The sequence below is a fragment of the Streptomyces sp. NPDC088194 genome (genome assembly GCF_040702025.1).
Lineage (GTDB): Bacteria > Actinomycetota > Actinomycetes > Streptomycetales > Streptomycetaceae > Actinacidiphila.
In genome coordinates, this window is record NZ_JBFBIV010000149.1 from 1 (window position 1) to 13,342 (window position 13,342).

Consider the following 13,342-nt stretch of genomic DNA (forward strand, 5'->3'; position numbering starts at 1 on the left):
GGCCCGGGCCCCCGCCCCCCGGGGGGGCGCGGCCCTCCCGCCGACGCGCCGCAGGAACCCCGCGCCCCGGGGCGCTGCGCTCCCCCAGGGCTTCGCCTGGGAGGGACCCCCGCCCCCACCGGCAGGTGCTCCCTCGACCGGCGGAACAAGGCACCCCGGGGGGTCCGGTCACCCCGACAGCGTGTTGGCGGTGCCCACGGCCCGCAGGACGGCGGCGGCCTTGTTGCGGCACTCCGTGTCCTCGGCGACCGGGTCGGAGTCGGCGACGATGCCCGCGCCGGCCTGGACGTAGGCGGTGCCGTCGCGGAGCAGCGCCGTACGGATGGCGATCGCGGTGTCGGAGTCGCCGGCGAAGTCGAGATAGCCGACGCAGCCCCCGTACAACCCCCGCCTGGCGGGCTCCAGTTCCTCGATGATCTGCATCGCGCGGGGCTTGGGAGCGCCGGAGAGGGTGCCCGCCGGGAAGCAGGCGGTGAGCACGTCGAAGGCGGTACGGCCGGGCGCGACGCGGCCGGTGACGGTCGAGACGATGTGCATCACGTGCGAATAGCGCTCGACCGACATGAAGTCGACCACCTCGACGCTGCCGGGTTCGCAGACCCGGCCGAGGTCGTTGCGGCCGAGGTCGACCAGCATCAGGTGCTCGGCCCGCTCCTTGGGGTCGGCGAGCAGTTCCTCGGCGAGCGCCGCGTCGGCCTGCGGGGTGGCGCCGCGCGGCCGGGTGCCCGCGATCGGGTGCACCATGGCGTGCCCGTCCTCGACCTTGACCAGCGCCTCGGGGCTGGAGCCGACCACGTCGAAACCGCCCTCCGCGCCCCCGTCCTCGCCCGGGAAACGCAACAGGTACATGTACGGGCTCGGGTTGGTGGCCCGCAGCACCCGGTAGACGTCCAGCGCGCTCGCCGTGCACGGGGTCTCGAACCGCTGCGAGGGCACCACCTGGAACGCCTCGCCGGCCCTGATCCGCTCCTTGACGTCCTCCACCGCGTCCCGGAAGTCCTGGCCGCCCCACCGGGTGGTGTACTCCGGCAGCTCCGAGGGCGGCAGCGCGACCGGCGGGTGCTCGACCGGGCGGCCCAGGTCCGCCTGCATCGCGTCCAGCCGTGCCACCGCGTCGGCGTACGCCTCGTCCACGCCGGTGTCCTCGTCGTTGTGGTTGATCGCGTTGGCGATCAGCAGCACGCTGCCGTCCCAGTGGTCCAGCACGGCCATGTCCGAGGTGAGCAGCATCGTCAGTTCGGGCAGCCGGAGTTGGTCGCTCCCGTGCTCGCCGATCCGCTCCAGGCGCCTGACGATGTCGTAGCCGAGGTAGCCGACCATGCCGCCGGTGAACGGGGGCATGCCCTCGACCAGGTCGCGCGGGGTGTGCAGGGCCTCCACGGTGGCCCGCAGCGCGGCCAGCGGGTCGCCGTCCACCGGGACGCCCACCGGCGGGGTGCCGAGCCAGTGCGCCTGCCCGTCGCGCGCGGTCAGCGTCGCGGCCGAGCGGACCCCGACGAAGCTGTAGCGGGACCAGGCTTTGCTGTCCTCCGCGGATTCCAGCAGGAAGGTGCCGACGCGCTCGCCCGCGAGTTTTCTGTACAGGCCGACCGGGGTGTCGCCGTCCGCGAGCAATCGCCTGCTGACCGGAATGACGCGACGGTCGACGGCGAGCTTGCGGAACGTAGCGAGGTCCATGGCCGCAGAGAGTATCCGCACCCGGGTGCCCCTGTCCGCCCGGGCGGCCCGGCCCGGTCCCTCCCGGACCTTGCGGCCGGTGGCGGGTTGCGCTCCTCCCTGAACCGACAGAACACGGCAGCCAGGGTCCGCTAGCCCTCCAGCAGGACATCCGCATCGAAGCAGGTGCGGTCGCCGGTGTGGCAGGCCGCGCCGACCTGGTCGACGCGGACGAGGATCGTGTCGCCGTCGCAGTCGAGGGCGACGGACTTGACGTGCTGGACGTGGCCGGAGGTGTCGCCCTTGACCCAGTACTCGTGGCGGCTGCGGCTCCAGTAGGTGCAGCGGCCGGTCGTGAGGGTGCGGTGGAGCGCCTCCGCGTCCATCCACCCGAGCATCAGCACCTCACCGGTGTCGTACTGCTGGGCGATGGCCGGAACCAGCCCATCGGGGTTGCGCTTCAGGCGCGCGGTGATCGCGGGGTCGAGCGAGGACGACGGCATACGACCATTCTGCCGCCGATTCGCCGCAACGAGAAAAGCCGCATTGACTGGCAAACGCCGCAAGGCGATTGTCCGTTATACGGTAGCCGCTCGCCCCGTGTCACCCGTATGGGGCATCCTTTCGCCATGGGTTTTCCTCCGCCGCCGCCAGATGGTCCCCCGCCGCCTCCCGACCAGGGCGGCGGTTTTGGGCCGCCGCAGGGTTTCGGCCCGCCACCGCCTCCTCCCCCACCGGGTGAAGGCGGCTACGGTGCTCCCCAACAACCCGGCGGCGGCCAGTCGTACGGATATCCGCAGCAGCCCGACGGCCAGCAGCCGTACGGCTACCCCCAACAGCCCGACGGGCAGCAGCCGTACGGCTACCCGCAGCAGGGCCAGCAGGGCGGGTACGGCCCGCCCGGGCAGCCCGGCGCGCCGATGCCGCCGGCCGGCTACGGCTACCCCGGCGACCCGCAGGGCTTCGGCTACCAGCCGCCCCCGCCGCCGAACAACACCAAGCGCAACGTGTGGCTCGCGGTCGGCGCGGTCGTGGTGATCGGCGCGATCGTCGGCGGGGTCGCGGTGGCCAGCAGCGGCGGCGACAAGAAGAAGAACGCCGACGACAAGCCGACCCACAGCGTCAGCATCAGCGGTCTGCCGACCGGGCTGCCCACGCCCAGCTTCACGCTGCCGACGGACCTCCCGACGGACGACCCGACGCTGGACCTCCCGACGGACCTGCCCACCGGCGACGACACCGGCCTGCCCACCGACCCGTCCTCGCCGGACGAGAAGCTGGTGCCGTACGTCTCGCTGAAGCCGGGAGTCTGCTTCGACGCTCCGTCCCTGACGTCGACGGTCTCGGAGGTGACGAAGCGCTCGTGCAGTTCCGCGCACGACGCGCAGGTCGTCGCGAACGAGACGCTCAGCGGCACCTTCTCCACCGACGCGGAGATCCAGAGCAAGGCGCTGTCGCTGTGCCAGTCCGACGCGCGCAAGCATCTGCCGCACGACGGCCGGGAGTACTACCCGTACGCGCTGTTCCCGAAGCTCATCACGTACGAGCTGCAGGGCAAGAAGACCGTCACCTGCTCGCTGACCCGCAACAACGGGTCGAACCACACCAAGCTGTACAGCAAGCTCTGACCGGCGACGGGTGCGGCGGCGCGGGAGCGGCGCACCCGTTCGCACGACTTGAGATGATCCGGCGGCCGGAAGCGGATGTTTTCGGCCGCCGGATGGTTAGCCTTGCGGTATGACGACCCATGCGCAGCGTGAACGTCTGCTCCTCGCCGACCTGCTGGAGCGTTCGGGGCCCGACGCCCCGACGCTCTGCGCGGGCTGGACCACCAAGGACCTCGCCGCCCACGTCGTGGTGCGGGAACGCCGGGGCGACGCGGCCGTGGGGATGGTGGTGCCGCGGCTCGCCGACCGCCTGGAGCGGGTCCGCAACGAGTACGCGGCGAAGCCCTTCGCCGAGCTCGTCCAGCTGATCAGGACCGGCCCACCGCGGCTGTCGCCCTTCTCCCTCAAGCAGGTGGACGAGGCGTCGAACACCCTGGAGTTCTACGTCCACACCGAGGACGTACGGCGTGCGGCGGCGGACTGGACCCCGCGCACGATCGACCCCGTCTTCGGGGACGCGCTCTGGGCGCGGCTGGAGCGGGCCGCCCGGCTGCTCGGGCGGCGCAGCCCGGTCGGGCTGGTGCTGCGCTGCCCGGACGGGCGGACCGCCGTCGCGCACAAGGGCACGCCGGTCGTCACCGTGACCGGGGAGCCGGCCGAGCTGGCGATGTTCGTGTTCGGCCGCCAGGCCGCGGCGAAGGTCGAGACGGACGGCCCGGAGGACGCGGTCGCGAAGGCCCACGAAGCGAATCTAGGGGTGTAGCCGCGCTGGACCCCCCGGGCTGCCCGGTCCCGTGAGTCGAGGGACCTTGCGGTCCGCGGTGGCTTGTCGCGCCGTTCCCCGCGCCCCTGGGGTGGTGCGGCTCACTTCGCGGAGCGCACCGCCGGGGAGGCCAGGCCGACGGCGCCGCCGAGCATGCTCACCGCGCCGGCCGTGAGGAAGACCGGGGTGGGGCCGAAGGAGGCGACGGCGGCGCCGAAGAGGGGGTAGACGAGGGGCGCGATGCCGAAGCCGGTGAGGCTCATGACGGAGGTGACACGGCCGAGGTAGGCGGGGTCGGACGCGGACTGGATCATCGCGACGGCGAGGCCGCCGCAGACCCCGCAGATGAGCCCGGCGAGCAGGGCGAGCGCGACGGCGACGCCGAGGACGGGGGCCACGCCGATCAGCCCGATCGTCGCGGAACCGCCGAAGAGCGTGACGATCTGCACGACACCGGCCCTGCGGAACCTGCCGCGTACGGCCATCAGCAGCGCGCTGGCGGCCGCGCCGGCCCCGAACGCGGCGATGATCCAGCCGTATCCGCCGGAGCCCCAGCCGCGTTGCCGGGTGAGCAGCACCATGCCGATGTTGAGCGGGCCGACGAGCCCGAACTCGCTGATGGCGCCGGACAGCACGAGCGGGCCGACCAGCCGGTGCCGGCGTATGTAGCGCAGCCCGTCGCGCAGTTCGTCCCAGGCGGTGCCGTCGACGGGCTCGCCGTCCGCGGGTCGGCCGTCCTCGGGCTCGGGAGCGCCCGCGGATGCGGGGTCGCGGTCCCGCTTCAACTCGCCGATGCGGATGGTGAGCAGGAGCGGAACGGACAGCGCGAACATGCCGCCGGCCACGGCGAACGCGGTGCTCGCGCCGCCGAGGCCCATGGCGAGCCCGCCCAGCGGCGGCCCGGCGATGTCGCCGGCGCGCACGGCGAGCGCGCGCATCCCCTGGAGCCGGACGAGCTGGTCGCGGGCGACGAGCCGTGGCGGCAGCGCGCCGACCGCGGGCATGAACAGCGCGTCCACGACGCCGAAGGCGAGGGCGACGGCCACCAGCAGCCACAGGCCGGGCGTGGTCAGCGCGAGCACCGCGGCGGCGGTGAGGATCAGCACGCAGCGCACCGCGTCGCTGCTGATCACCACCAGGCGCGGCCCGAAGCGGTCGGCCACCACTCCCCCGCCGAGCATGAGCAGGGCGCGCGGTACGGCGCCGACGGCCATCACCAGGCCCACCTCCGCGGCCGGTGCCACCTTCGCGGCGGCGAAGCCGAGGGCGAGGAAGTAGACGCTGTCGCCGAGCAGGGAGGCGGTGTACGCGGTCAGCCAGCGCAGCACGTTCGGGTCGCGGTGGGCTGCGGTCGTACGGGTGGGCGCCGGGGAGGCGTGCGCGGTGCCGATCATGGCGGATGGGCCTTCCTGGTGGGCGGGTGGGACGCTGCGCATGGCGGGACGACGTCGTACGTAAGGTGCGCTGTCAGGGCATGCGGGCCTTACCCGCGGACTCGGTAAGGGGCAGGCATCAGGGCGTGCGGGCCTTACCGGCGGGCTGTCGCGCGAGATGCGCGCCGGGTGGGGTGTGGGGTGGATCGGTTGTCGGTGGGCGGCGCCGGGCAGGGGCGGACGGTCTCAACCCCCGCCTGGGGCCCTGTCGGCGGACCTGGGCGCCGACCGTCCTCGGCGCTACCCGCGGTGCGGGAAGCCGTACATGTGGACCGAGACGTGCTCACGGCCCTCGGTGTCGCCGGCCTCCTCCGCGGCCTTGCCGCGATCGGCCCAGCGCCACATGAGGGCGCCGATCTCGTCGGCCATCTCCTGGAGTTCGGCGGCCGTCAGCCGCGGCATGAACTCGTTGGAGAAGGCCGCCTCCGTCCACTCCTTGGACCACGCGGGCAGTTCGTCCAGGTACTGCTCGTACCGCTCCGCGCGGGTGGCCAGGAGTTGCCGGGTGACCTGGCTGAGGACGGCGACGCCCTCGGGCTGGTCGTCGAAGTCGGAGTTGCGGAAGTTGAAGCCGCGGTCGGAGGAGAGCTTCCACCAGCGCTCGCGGCCGTCGCCGTCGTGTCCGGGCGCCTCGACGATGAAGCCGTGCGCGGCGAGCTTGCGCAGGTGGTAGCTGACCAGCGACACCGCCTCGTCGACCTGGTCGGCCAGCCGCGAGGCGGTGGCCTCGCCGCTGGTGAACAGCGCGCGGTAGATCCGGATGCGCAACGGGTGGGTGAACACCTTCAGCGCTTCCAGGTCGGTGATGCGCGGTGCGCGATTGCGCGGTTCATGAGCCGGAGCTGCCTGTTCGTCTGCCACCCTCCCTACCGTAGATAGGAAAGAAAAGTTGCGCAACACTATTTGCGCAACTTCTCTTTCCTATCTCCGCGCGCCGATTCCCCGGACTTCCCGCGTCCGCGCCACGCCCCCGGCAGGATGGCAGCCATGTCTCTCCACGGCACCCGTGCCCACCTCGCCGACCCCGCCGGCCTTCCGCCCCTGGTCGAACGCGCGGCACAGACCGCCCAGCAGCTCGACTTCCCCTACTCCTGCCGGCCCGAACAGGGGCGGCTGCTGCACGCGTTGGCCGCCGGCGCGCGGCGGATCGGCGAGACCGGGACCGGCTGCGGGGTGGGGCTGGCCTGGCTCGTCTCGGGGATGCGCACCGGCGCCACCGCGGTCAGCGTCGAGCGCGACCCCGTACGGGCCGAGGCCGCCGCCAAGCTCTTCGCCCCGTACGCGCCCGACGTCCACGTGGTGTGCGCCCAGTGGACGGAGATAGCCGCGCACGGGCCGTTCGACCTGCTCGTCCTCGACGGCGGCGGCCAGGGCAAGGACGCGGGCGGCGCGGCGGCCGACCCGGCGGCCCTCCTCACGCCCGGCGGCCTGCTCGTCGTCGACGACTTCACGCCCTCCGCCGGGCAGCCCCCCACCTTCCAGGGCCGCCCGGACACCGCCCGCCTGCACTGGCTGGAGCACCCCGCCCTGCACACGGTCGAGATCCCGCTCGCGCCCGACTTCGCGGTGCTCGTCGGCACCCGTACCGGCACGGCGCTGTGACCGCGGAGCCGGGGCGGCCAACGGCCCGGCGGCCTCAGCGGACCGGGTGGCCCGCTTCCCTCAGCGCCGACTTGACCTCGCCGATCCGCAGGTCGCCGAAGTGGAAGACGGACGCGGCCAGCACCGCGTCCGCGCCCGCGGCCACCGCCGGCGGGAAGTCGGCGACCCGGCCGGCGCCGCCGGAGGCGATCACCGGCACGGTCACGCGGGCCCGCACCGCCGCGATCATCTCGGTGTCGTAGCCGTCCTTGGTGCCGTCCGCGTCCATCGAGTTGAGCAGGATCTCGCCGGCCCCGAGGTCGGCCGCGCGCTCCGCCCACTCCACCGCGTCGATGCCGGTGCCGCGCCGCCCGCCGTGCGTGGTGACCTCGAACGAGCCGGTCGGGGTGCGCCGGGCGTCGACCGAGAGCACCAGCACCTGGCGGCCGAACCGCTCGGCGATCTCCCGGATCAGCTCGGGGCGGGCGATCGCCGCGGTGTTCACGCCCACCTTGTCCGCACCGGCCCGCAGCAGCTTGTCCACGTCGTCGGCGCTGCGCACCCCGCCACCGACGGTGAGCGGGATGAAGACCTGCTCGGCGGTGCGGCGCACCACGTCGTAGGTGGTCTCCCGGTCCCCGGAGGACGCGGTGATGTCGAGGAAGGTCAACTCGTCGGCGCCCTCGGCGTCGTACAGCTTCGCCATCTCGACCGGATCGCCGGCGTCGCGCAGGTTCTGGAAGTTGACGCCCTTGACCACCCGCCCGGCGTCCACGTCCAGGCAGGGGATGACTCGGACCGCGAGGCTCATGCGCCGCCCTCTTCTCGTTCGCCGGGCTCCACGGGCCCGCCCCGCGCGTCGCCGCGGTACGCCTCGATCTCCACCTCGACCAGCACCCGGGAGTCCGCGAACCCCGCCACCACGACCATCGTGGCGGCCGGCCGCACCGCCCCGAACACCTCGAGATGCGCCCGGCCGACCTCGTCGGCGTCCCGCGCGTGGCTGAGGTACATCCGGGTCCGGATCACGCTGCCGGCGTCCAGGCCGAACGGCTCCAGCGCGGAAAGCGCGCTGCGGAAGGCGCTGACCGTCTGGTCGTACGGCTCGGCGTCGCCGGGGACGGTGCCGCTGGCGGGTGCGGGCATGATCCCGGCCACGATGACCCGGTCACCCGCCGCGACCACGCGGGAGGAGCCGATCGCCTCCTCCCAGGAACTGTCGTCCGAGCGGACACGGTGCACCTGCGGGGATCGCGCGGACTCCGGGGAATCCTGGGTTTCCGGGGATTCCGGGGATTCCGGGGATTCCGGGGATTCCGGGACTTCCGGGGACTCGGTCATCGGGAAACAGCCTCCAGGGCTTCTTGAAGCGTGAACGCCTCCGCGTAGAGCGCCTTCCCGACGATCGCGCCTTCCACGCCCTTCGGGACGAGCGTGGCGATCGCCCGCAGGTCGTCGAGGCTGGAGACGCCGCCGGAGGCGACCACGGGCTTGTCGGTGGCCGCGCACACGTTCTCCAGCAGCTCCAGGTTGGGGCCCTGGAGGGTGCCGTCCTTCGCGATGTCGGTCACGACGTACCGCGCGCAGCCCTCGGAGTCCAGCCGGGCCAGCGTTTCGTACAGGTCGCCGCCGTCACGGGTCCAGCCGCGGCCGCGCAGCGTGGTGCCGCGCACGTCCAGGCCGACCGCGATCCGGTCGCCGTACTCGGCGATCACCTTGGCCACCCACTCCGGGCTCTCCAGCGCGGCCGTGCCGAGGTTGACCCGGGTGCAGCCGGTGGCCAGCGCCGCCGCGAGGCTGTCGTCGTCGCGGATGCCGCCGGACAGCTCGACCTTGATGTCCATGGTGCGGGCCACCCCGGCGATCAGGTCGCGGTTGTCGCCGGTGCCGAACGCCGCGTCGAGGTCGACCAGATGCAGCCACTCCGCGCCCGCCTGCTGCCAGGCCAGCGCCGCGGCGAGCGGGTCGCCGTAGGAGGTCTCCGAGCCGGACTCGCCGTGCACCAGGCGGACGGCCTGGCCGTCGCGGACGTCGACGGCGGGGAGGAGTTCGAGCGTGCTCATCGGAATGCGGTCCTCGGGGGATCGGTCGGATGCGGGGCGGTCGGTCGTACGGTCATACGGTCGGTCGGTGAGCCGGTGGTCCGGCAGCCGGCCGGACCGTCGAGCGGTCGGTCGGCCGGTGGATCGGCCGGTCCGCCGGCCCATCGGCGGCAGGTGGTCGAGCGGAACGTCAGCCGGCCGGACGCGCGCCCGGCCGGAGTGCCGGCGACACCTGCGGCGCCGGCCGCGGGCGTCAGAGCGTGTCGAGCCAGTTCTCCAGCAGCCGCGCGCCCGCGTCGCCGGACTTCTCCGGGTGGAACTGGGTGGCCCACAGCGCGCCGTTCTCCACCGCGGCCACGAACGGCTCGCCGTGCGTGGTCCAGGCGACCTTGGGCGAGCGGATGGCGCTGGTCGAGGGCGGCATCTCCCACTCGCGCACCGCGTAGGAGTGCACGAAGTAGAACCGGGCGTCCTCGTCGAGGCCGGCGAACTGCCGCGAGTCCTGCGGGGCCTTGACGGTGTTCCAGCCCATGTGCGGGACGACCGGCGCGCGCAGCGGGGCGACGGTGCCGGGCCACTCGTCCAGCCCCTCGCTCTCCACGCCGTGCTCGATGCCGCGGCTGAAGAGCACCTGCATGCCCACGCAGATGCCCAGCACCGGGCGCCCGCCCGCCAGCCGGCGACCCACGATCCAGTCGCCGCGGACCTTCCTGATGCCCTCCATACAGGCGTCGAAGGCACCGACGCCCGGCACCAGCAGCCCGTCGGCGTCCATCGCCTTGCGGTAGTCCGCGGTGATCTCCACCTCGGCGCCGACCCGGGCCAGCGCCCGCTCGGCGGACCGCACGTTGCCGAACCCGTAGTCGAGGACGACGACGCTCTTGCTCGTCATGGCCGCGCCCCCTTCACAGTTGGAGCAGCCCGGTGACGAGCGCCATCACCGAACCGACCGCGAGCAGCGTGATCAGGCTCCTGGACTGCTTCTGCTTCCAGAACGAGTAGACCCCGCCGGCCAGGAACAGCCCCAGCAGGATGAAGAGGGATGACCCCTTGTTCATAGCGCGCCCTTCGTCGACGGCAGGATGCCCGCGGCGCGCGGATCGCGCTCGCTGGCGTAGCGCAGGGCCCGGGCCAGCGCCTTGAACTGGCACTCCACGATGTGGTGCGCGTTGCGCCCGTAGGGCACGTGGACGTGCAGGGCGACCTGTGCCTGGGCGACGAAGGACTCCAGGATGTGCCGGGTCATCGTGGTGTCGTAGGAGCCGATCATCGGCGCCATGTGCTCGGGCTCGGTGTGCACCAGGTAGGGGCGGCCGGACAGGTCGACGGTGACCTGGGCGAGCGACTCGTCCAGCGGCACCGTGCAGTTGCCGAACCGGTAGATGCCGACCTTGTCGCCGAGCGCCTGCTTGAACGCGGCGCCCAGCGCGAGCGCGGTGTCCTCGATCGTGTGGTGCGTGTCGATGTGCAGGTCGCCCTCGGTCTTCACGGTGAGGTCGAACAGGCCGTGCCGGCCGAGCTGGTCGAGCATGTGGTCGTAGAAACCCACGCCGGTCGAGACGGAGACCTGCCCGGTGCCGTCGAGGTCGATCTCGACGACGGTGGACGTCTCCTTGGTGGTGCGCTCCACGCGGCCCACGCGGGTCATGCGGACTCCTTGTCGGTGCGGCTGTCGCCGCCGCTGTGCTCGGTGCTGTGCGTCGTGAACACGGCCTTCGCCGCGTCCAGGAACGCGCTGTTCTCGCTGGGGGTGCCGGTCGAGACCCGCAGCCAGCCGGGGACGCCGTTGTCGCGGATGAGGACGCCGTGGTCGAGGACGGCCTGCCAGGCGGCGTGGCTGTCGGCGAACCGGCCGAACTGGACGAAGTTCGCGTCCGAGTCGGTGACCTGGTAGCCGATCGCGCGCAACTCGCCGACCAGCCGGTCGCGTTCGACCTTGAGCTGCTCGACGTAGCCGAGCAGCGTGTCGGTGTACTCCAGCGCGGCGAGCGCGGTGGCCTGGGTGACCGACGACAGGTGGTACGGCAGTCGCACCAGCTGGACGGCCTCCACCACGGCCGGGTCGGCCGCCAGGTAGCCCAGCCGCAGGCCCGCCGCGCCGAACGCCTTGGACATGGTGCGGGTCAGCACCAGGTTCGGCCGGCCGTCGATCAGCGGCAGCAGCGACGGCTGGTGCGAGAACTCGCCGTACGCCTCGTCCACCACCACCAGCGACGGCTTCGCGGCCTGCGCGGCGTCGTACAGCGCCAGGACGGTCTCGGCGTCGGTCGCGGTCCCGGTCGGGTTGTTCGGAGAGCAGATGAACACGACGTCGGGGCGGAGCGCGGCGATCTCGCGGCGGGCGGCGTCGGTGTCGATGGTGAAGTCGGCGTGCCGCGGCCCGGAGACCCAGCCGGTGCCGGTGCCGCGGGAGATCAGCGCGTGCATGGAGTACGACGGCTCGAAGCCGATCGCGGTGCGGCCGGGCCCGCCGAACGCCTGGAGGAGCTGCTGGATGACCTCGTTGGAGCCGTTGGCGGCCCAGACCTGGGCGGTGCCGACCTGGTGGCCGGCGGTGCGGCTGAGGTAGCCGGCCAGTTCGGTGCGCAGCTCGACCGCGTCGCGGTCCGGGTAGCGGTTGAGCCCGCGGGCGGCCTCGGCGACGCGCTCGGCGATCCGGGCGACCAGCGGCTCGGGCAGCGGGTAGGGGTTCTCGTTGGTGTTCAGCCGCACCGGCACGTCCAGTTGCGGGGCGCCGTACGCGGACTGGCCGCGCAGTTCGTCGCGCAGCGGCAGGTCGTCGAGGGAGGTCACGATCCGCCTCCGAACCGTACGGTGACGGCGGAGCCGTGCGCGGGCAGGTCCTCGGCGCCGGCCAGCGCCACCACGTGGTGGGCGACCTCGGCGAGCGCCTCGCGGGAGTAGTCCACGACGTGGATGCCGCGCAGGAAGGACTGCACGGACAGGCCCGAGGAGTGGCAGGCGCAGCCGCCGGTGGGCAGCACGTGGTTGGAGCCGGCGCAGTAGTCGCCGAGCGAGACGGGGGCGTGCGGGCCGACGAAGACCGCGCCGGCGTTGCGCACCCGGGCGGCGACGGCGGCGGCGTCCTGGGTCTGGATCTCCAGGTGCTCGGCCGCGTAGGCGTCGACGACCTCCAGGCCCTGCTCCAGGGTGTCGACCAGCACCGTGGCGGACTGCCGGCCGGAGAGCGCGGCGGTGATCCGCTCGCGGTGCTTGGCGGCAGCGACCTGGACGTCGAGTTCCTTGTCGACGGCGGCGGCGAGTTCGGCGGAGGTGGTGACCAGCACCGCGGCGGCGAGGGTGTCGTGCTCGGCCTGGCTGATCAGGTCGGCGGCCACGAAGCCGGGGTCGGCGGAGGCGTCGGCGAGGATGGCGATCTCGGTCGGTCCGGCCTCGGCGTCGATGCCGATCCGGCCCTTGAGCAGGCGCTTGGCGGCGGCCACGTAGATGTTGCCGGGGCCGGTGACGAGGTTGACCGCGCGGCACTCGTCGGTGCCGTAGGCGAACATGGCGATCGCCTGGGCGCCGCCGGCCGCGTAGACCTCGTCGACGCCGAGCAGGGCGCAGGCGGCGAGCACCGGCGCCGAGGGCAGTCCGGTGTCCTTCTGCGGCGGGGAGGAGACCGCGACGCCCTCGACGCCGGCCTCCTGCGCGGGCACCACGTTCATCACCACGGAGGACGCGTACGCGGCCAGGCCACCCGGGACGTACAGCCCGACCCGCTGCACCGGCACCCATCGCTCGGTGACGGTGCCGCCGGGCACCACCTGCGTGGTGGTGTCGCTGCGGCGCTGGTCGTGGTGGACGATCCGGGCCCGGCGGATGGACTCCTCCAAGGCGGCGCGCACCTCGGGGTCGAGCTGGGCGAGGGCGTCGGCGAGGGCCTGCGCGGGCACCCGCAGCCGCTCCGGCCGCACTCCGTCGAACCGCTCGCCGTAGTCGATCACCGCGGCGCTGCCACGATGGCGGACGTCCTCGCAGATCGGCCGCACGGCGTCGAGCGCGGCCTCCACGTCGAACTCGGCCCGGGGCAGCAGGTCGCGGTCGATGCCACCGTCGGGGAAGGCGGCACCGCGCAGATCGATTCGGGAGATCACGCAGCCAAGTGTAGAGACCCGCTCGCCGCCCCCGTTCCGCGGTTCCACTCCGTGATACGGTCCACGGTCGCCTAGGCCGTGTTTTGGAAGTCCCGCCTGGCCCGTGGCGCCTGGCACGCACGCTCGCTTCGTTGTCGGGCTTGTCCGAGTAGGCCCACTACGA

15 protein-coding genes are annotated in these 13,342 nt (G+C 73.1%); 3 read left to right on the forward strand and 12 right to left on the reverse strand.

The window, feature by feature from the left end:
• Positions 1–168: 168 nt before the first annotated feature.
• Positions 169–1,677 (reverse strand): anthranilate synthase component I, encoded by a 1,509-nt coding sequence (locus AB0399_RS38465; RefSeq protein WP_329370497.1) that lies wholly within the window; start codon positions 1,675–1,677, stop codon positions 169–171.
• 131 nt (positions 1,678–1,808) lie between these two features.
• Positions 1,809–2,159 carry a phosphoribosyl-AMP cyclohydrolase gene (hisI, locus tag AB0399_RS38470; protein ID WP_329370495.1) on the reverse strand — a complete coding sequence of 117 codons (351 nt, stop codon included), beginning with the start codon at positions 2,157–2,159 and terminating at the stop codon, positions 1,809–1,811.
• 126 nt (positions 2,160–2,285) lie between these two features.
• Between hisI and AB0399_RS38475 the strand changes: the two genes are divergently transcribed.
• Together AB0399_RS38475 and AB0399_RS38480 are read left to right on the forward strand one after the other, a co-directional pair.
• On the forward strand, positions 2,286–3,284 hold the full coding sequence (locus AB0399_RS38475; RefSeq protein WP_329370493.1) for a hypothetical protein: 999 nt from the start codon (positions 2,286–2,288) through the stop codon (positions 3,282–3,284).
• Positions 3,285–3,393: 109 nt separating this feature from the next.
• Positions 3,394–4,026, forward strand: coding sequence for a TIGR03085 family metal-binding protein (locus AB0399_RS38480; protein WP_329370491.1), 633 nt, complete (start codon positions 3,394–3,396; stop codon positions 4,024–4,026).
• Positions 4,027–4,127: 101 nt separating this feature from the next.
• Here the strand turns inward: AB0399_RS38480 and AB0399_RS38485 are convergent, their stop codons facing one another.
• Positions 4,128–5,420, reverse strand: coding sequence for an MFS transporter (locus AB0399_RS38485; protein ID WP_366414446.1), 1,293 nt, complete (start codon positions 5,418–5,420; stop codon positions 4,128–4,130).
• A gap of 279 nt (positions 5,421–5,699) precedes the next feature.
• Positions 5,700–6,320, reverse strand: coding sequence for a helix-turn-helix domain-containing protein (locus tag AB0399_RS38490; protein ID WP_366414447.1), 621 nt, complete (start codon positions 6,318–6,320; stop codon positions 5,700–5,702).
• A gap of 126 nt (positions 6,321–6,446) precedes the next feature.
• Here AB0399_RS38490 and AB0399_RS38495 point away from each other — a divergent pair, with 126 nt between their 5' ends.
• Complete coding sequence (locus AB0399_RS38495) at positions 6,447–7,061, forward strand: class I SAM-dependent methyltransferase (RefSeq protein ID WP_366414448.1); 615 nt, start codon at positions 6,447–6,449, stop codon at positions 7,059–7,061.
• Positions 7,062–7,095: 34 nt separating this feature from the next.
• Here the strand turns inward: AB0399_RS38495 and hisF are convergent, their stop codons facing one another.
• From hisF to hisD, 8 genes are all read right to left on the reverse strand, one after another.
• Positions 7,096–7,851 carry an imidazole glycerol phosphate synthase subunit HisF gene (hisF, locus tag AB0399_RS38500; protein WP_329370485.1) on the reverse strand — a complete coding sequence of 252 codons (756 nt, stop codon included), beginning with the start codon at positions 7,849–7,851 and terminating at the stop codon, positions 7,096–7,098.
• Positions 7,848–8,282: a Rid family hydrolase gene (locus AB0399_RS38505; RefSeq protein WP_366414449.1), complete on the reverse strand. Its 435-nt coding sequence runs from the start codon at positions 8,280–8,282 to the stop codon at positions 7,848–7,850. Before AB0399_RS38505 ends, hisF begins: the two co-directional genes overlap by 4 nt.
• A gap of 95 nt (positions 8,283–8,377) precedes the next feature.
• Positions 8,378–9,103, reverse strand: coding sequence for a bifunctional 1-(5-phosphoribosyl)-5-((5-phosphoribosylamino)methylideneamino)imidazole-4-carboxamide isomerase/phosphoribosylanthranilate isomerase PriA (gene priA, locus AB0399_RS38510; protein WP_328462908.1), 726 nt, complete (start codon positions 9,101–9,103; stop codon positions 8,378–8,380).
• A 232-nt stretch (positions 9,104–9,335) separates the two neighbouring features.
• Complete coding sequence (hisH, locus tag AB0399_RS38515) at positions 9,336–9,974, reverse strand: imidazole glycerol phosphate synthase subunit HisH (RefSeq protein ID WP_329370482.1); 639 nt, start codon at positions 9,972–9,974, stop codon at positions 9,336–9,338.
• Between the two features lie 13 nt (positions 9,975–9,987).
• Positions 9,988–10,140 (reverse strand): hypothetical protein, encoded by a 153-nt coding sequence (locus AB0399_RS38520; RefSeq protein ID WP_328462912.1) that lies wholly within the window; start codon positions 10,138–10,140, stop codon positions 9,988–9,990.
• Entirely contained in the window at positions 10,137–10,730 is a 594-nt protein-coding gene (gene hisB, locus AB0399_RS38525; protein ID WP_329370479.1) for an imidazoleglycerol-phosphate dehydratase HisB, read from the reverse strand. The genes AB0399_RS38520 and hisB overlap by 4 nt, the downstream gene beginning before the upstream one ends.
• Positions 10,727–11,875: a histidinol-phosphate transaminase gene (locus AB0399_RS38530; RefSeq protein WP_366414450.1), complete on the reverse strand. Its 1,149-nt coding sequence runs from the start codon at positions 11,873–11,875 to the stop codon at positions 10,727–10,729. Before AB0399_RS38530 ends, hisB begins: the two co-directional genes overlap by 4 nt.
• Positions 11,872–13,179, reverse strand: a complete 1,308-nt coding sequence (gene hisD, locus AB0399_RS38535) for a histidinol dehydrogenase (protein WP_329370474.1) — start codon at positions 13,177–13,179, stop codon at positions 11,872–11,874. Before hisD ends, AB0399_RS38530 begins: the two co-directional genes overlap by 4 nt.
• Positions 13,180–13,342 lie beyond the last annotated feature (163 nt).

What these genes read in the sequence shown, in the direction of transcription:
- hisF (WP_329370485.1), bottom strand. Translation starts at nt 7,851, where the DNA reads ATGAGCCTCGCGGTCCGAGTCATCCCCTGCCTGGACGTGGACGCCGGG.
- AB0399_RS38520 (WP_328462912.1), bottom strand. Translation starts at nt 10,140, where the DNA reads ATGAACAAGGGGTCATCCCTCTTCATCCTGCTGGGGCTGTTCCTGGCC.
- AB0399_RS38495 (WP_366414448.1), top strand. Translation starts at nt 6,447, where the DNA reads ATGTCTCTCCACGGCACCCGTGCCCACCTCGCCGACCCCGCCGGCCTT.
- hisB (WP_329370479.1), bottom strand. Translation starts at nt 10,730, where the DNA reads ATGACCCGCGTGGGCCGCGTGGAGCGCACCACCAAGGAGACGTCCACC.
- AB0399_RS38475 (WP_329370493.1), top strand. Translation starts at nt 2,286, where the DNA reads ATGGGTTTTCCTCCGCCGCCGCCAGATGGTCCCCCGCCGCCTCCCGAC.
- AB0399_RS38465 (WP_329370497.1), bottom strand. Translation starts at nt 1,677, where the DNA reads ATGGACCTCGCTACGTTCCGCAAGCTCGCCGTCGACCGTCGCGTCATT.
- hisH (WP_329370482.1), bottom strand. Translation starts at nt 9,974, where the DNA reads ATGACGAGCAAGAGCGTCGTCGTCCTCGACTACGGGTTCGGCAACGTG.
- AB0399_RS38480 (WP_329370491.1), top strand. Translation starts at nt 3,394, where the DNA reads ATGACGACCCATGCGCAGCGTGAACGTCTGCTCCTCGCCGACCTGCTG.
- AB0399_RS38485 (WP_366414446.1), bottom strand. Translation starts at nt 5,420, where the DNA reads ATGATCGGCACCGCGCACGCCTCCCCGGCGCCCACCCGTACGACCGCA.
- priA (WP_328462908.1), bottom strand. Translation starts at nt 9,103, where the DNA reads ATGAGCACGCTCGAACTCCTCCCCGCCGTCGACGTCCGCGACGGCCAG.
- hisI (WP_329370495.1), bottom strand. Translation starts at nt 2,159, where the DNA reads ATGCCGTCGTCCTCGCTCGACCCCGCGATCACCGCGCGCCTGAAGCGC.